3 protein-coding genes are annotated in these 3103 nt (G+C 57.7%); all 3 read right to left on the reverse strand.

Annotation, left to right across the window (positions count from 1 at the left end; genetic code table 11):
* Positions 1-511 precede the first annotated feature (511 nt).
* On the reverse strand, positions 512-1087 hold the full coding sequence (locus tag QVO43_RS08520; RefSeq protein WP_022488104.1) for a peptidoglycan recognition protein family protein: 576 nt from the start codon (positions 1085-1087) through the stop codon (positions 512-514).
* 327 nt (positions 1088-1414) lie between these two features.
* Positions 1415-1828, reverse strand: a complete 414-nt coding sequence (locus QVO43_RS08525) for an amino acid-binding ACT domain protein (RefSeq protein ID WP_022488105.1) — start codon at positions 1826-1828, stop codon at positions 1415-1417.
* 19 nt (positions 1829-1847) lie between these two features.
* The gene (locus tag QVO43_RS08530) at positions 1848-2888 is read right to left on the reverse strand and encodes a 3-deoxy-7-phosphoheptulonate synthase (protein WP_022488106.1); all 1041 of its coding nucleotides are present in this window, start codon (positions 2886-2888) and stop codon (positions 1848-1850) included.
* Between the last annotated feature and the right edge of the window lie 215 nt (positions 2889-3103).

A 3103-nucleotide genomic window follows, 5' to 3' on the forward strand; every position in this document is an offset into this window, starting at 1 on the left:
TTTTGTCCACCCCGTTGCTGATTTCCAGCTGCAGGGTCACTGCGGTAAGGTTCTTTTGGATTGCCATTTTCATTCCTCCTTTGGATTGTCAGGATAAGGTTGCATCACAGGGTGTAAGGGGGCGGGGCCCGGCAGGGCCGGGCCAGTCACTAGTCACTGGTCACTAGCCGATGGAGACCATCTGCCGGAGGCAGATGCTTCTGAAGGGAAACGCAGCCCCTGGGGGCTGCTAACCCACCACCATTGCGCAAGCGCAACGGTCCCCCGCCCTTGCAAAGGGCGGATATACGCTCGGGCTGACGCCCATTGCTGTATATAGGTATGCGGCCTAACGGTCCATTGCTTTATGTGGGTGCCAGGGCGTAAGCCCGCGTACCCACTATCCGCCCTTTACAAGGGCGGGGGACCGTTGCGCTTGCGCAATGGTGGTGGGTTAGCAGCCCCTGGCTGCGTTTCCCTTCAGAAGCATCTCATTCACAGGAACCCGGGTACGGGTTCCTTCCATAACGACTCACGATGAACGACAAACGATGAACCCACCTTTTACCCGCTTCACCCACTGATAATACAGTCCCTTCCCCCGGAGCACCGCCCCGCCGCTGCGCCATACTCCGTCATAGTCTTTCAGCTTCCACAGATCCCACCGTTCAAAAGCGGGCGTCCCGGCCATGCTTGGCCCGTAACCGTCCAGGTCGGCAGCCTCTGCATGGGTCATGATCTGGGCAGGCTCCAGAGGGAGTTTCCAGACATCTGACAGGGTGGCCAGCAGGATGGAAGTGCTTTCCACCTGCAGGGGAGTGGGGGGATAATCCCCCAGGTCGAAGGTGCCGTCTGCGTAGAGCATGGCATCTTTGGCACAGCACAGGGCAATGCCCAGGGCACCGGTATTCCGGTTCCAGGTGTGGGGGAGGATCCGGGTCCAGTCCCGGGTACTGGTTACCAGGCTCCCGTCCCCCCGGACCAGAAGGTGATAGTCCGGGAACAGCTGGTCATAGGTTCCAGCCGTCCAGTGCAGGTAAATTTTCCGGATGTGCCCACGGGCCCTGCGGGCCAGTTCCAGAACTTCCTGCCGTTTGATTGCTTCCATGTCATCGCCTCCTTACACTGTATAAGAGACGGCAGGGAGGATTTTTTCGGAGGAAATTGGGAAAAGGGGCAGGGACGCTTTTCCGTCTCACGCAGAAGGAGACCATCTGCCGGAGGCGGATGGTCATGAGCTGACAGTCACTAGTCTCTAGTCTCTAGCGGCAGGAGGGAACCCACCGGGGCGGTTTCCTGGGAACGGATAAAAACCGGAGGCCGGGACGGGCGGGCCTGTTAGCAGCCCCTGGCTGCGTTTCCCTTCAGAAGCATCTGCCTCCGGCAGATGGTCTCCTTCTGCGTAAGACGGAAAAGCAACCCCTGCCCTGTTCCCTCAGAACCGGTCCAGCAGGGTATACCCTTTTCCCTGGAGGAAGGTTTCAGTTTCGGGTTCGTCGGTTTTCAGCACCACAATAGGGCTGGAGGTTTTCCGGTCGAAGGAGATGTACAGGTACCGGACGAACACGTTGGCGTCTTTCAGATGGGTCAGGATCTTGTCCAGGGTCCCGGGTTGGTCGCTGCCCATGTCCACAGCCAGCACATAGTCGATCCGGCACTGGTAGCCGGCTTTCTGGAGCACCTCCAGGGCCTTGTCCGGATTGTCCACGATCAGCCGGATGATGCCAAATTCGGCGCTGTCGGTGGCCAGCATGGTGTAGATGTTGATGTTCTCCCGGGCCAGGTCGTTGGTGATCTTCCCCAGAGCCCCTTTATGGTTGGCTGCAAAAAGCGAAATCTGTTTCAGCATGGTACTTCCTCCCTGTTTCTCAATAATCCACCCGGCCGGCCAGTTCCAAAATCAGATCTTTGGTTTTGGCCCAGCCCAGGCAGGGATCGGTGATGGATTTTCCGTAGACCCCTTCGCCGATTTTCTGGCTGCCGTCTTCGATGTAGCTTTCGATCATCAGGCCCTTCACCATCTTTTTCAGGTCCGGGTTCATATGGCGGCTGTAGAGCACGTCGTTGGAGATCCGGATCTGTTCCAGGTACTTTTTCCCGGAATTGGCGTGGTTGGCGTCGATGACCACCGCCGGGTTCACCAGATCCCGTTTCCCGTATTCCTCGTGGAGCCGGACCAGGTCTTCATAATGGTAGTTGGGCAGGCTCTTGCCGAACTTGTCCACATACCCCCGAAGGATGGCATGGGCCAGCGGGTTCCCTTTGGTCCGGACTTCCCAGCCCCGGAACAGGAACTGCTGCTCATGCTGGGCGGCGGCAATGGAGTTGAGCATAACGGAAATGTCCCCGGAAGTGGGGTTCTTCATCCCCACCGGGATCCCCACCCCGCTGGCCATCATCCGGTGGAGCTGGTCTTCCACGGACCGGGCCCCGATGGCCGCATAGGAAATCAGGTCGGACAGGTACCGGTGGTTTTCCGGGTAAAGGATCTCTTCAGCACAGGTGAAGCCGGTTTCCCGGATCACCCGGATGTGCATGTTCCGGCAGGCGATGATCCCGGCCAGCATGTCCTCCTTCCCTTCCGGGTCGGGCTGGTGGGCCATGCCTTTGTACCCCACCCCAATGGTCCGGGGCTTGTTGGTGTAGACCCGGGGAATGATGTACAGGGTATCCTTCACCTGTTCCTGGACTTCTGCCAACCGGTGGCAGTAGTCCACCACAGCGTCCTCATTGTCCGCAGAACAGGGACCGATGATCAGCAAAAAACGGTTGTCCTTCCCGGTGAGGATGTCCCGGATCTCCCCATCCCGGCGCCGTTTGGTCTCATAAATGGCCGGCTCCACAGGATGTTCCACCTTCAGTTCCTGGGGAGAAGGCATTTTCCGGATGAATTCCATTTCCAGTTCCATTGTATCCCTCCGTTTGGTGTAAATTGTATTCATTATACCACAAATTTGCAACAAGGACGATTGTATCTGTAAAAATTACAAAAGATACAATCGTCCTTGTTGCTGTCAATGGTCAATGGTCAATTGTCAATGGGCGAAGGAAGGGACCCGGTGCACGGGTCCCCTTGAGAAAAACGCAGCTGTCGCTGCTAACCCACCACCAGCCTTGCGGCTGG

The sequence above is a fragment of the Acidaminococcus sp. CAG:542 genome, from assembly GCF_000437815.1.
Classification (GTDB): domain Bacteria; phylum Bacillota; class Negativicutes; order Acidaminococcales; family Acidaminococcaceae; genus Acidaminococcus.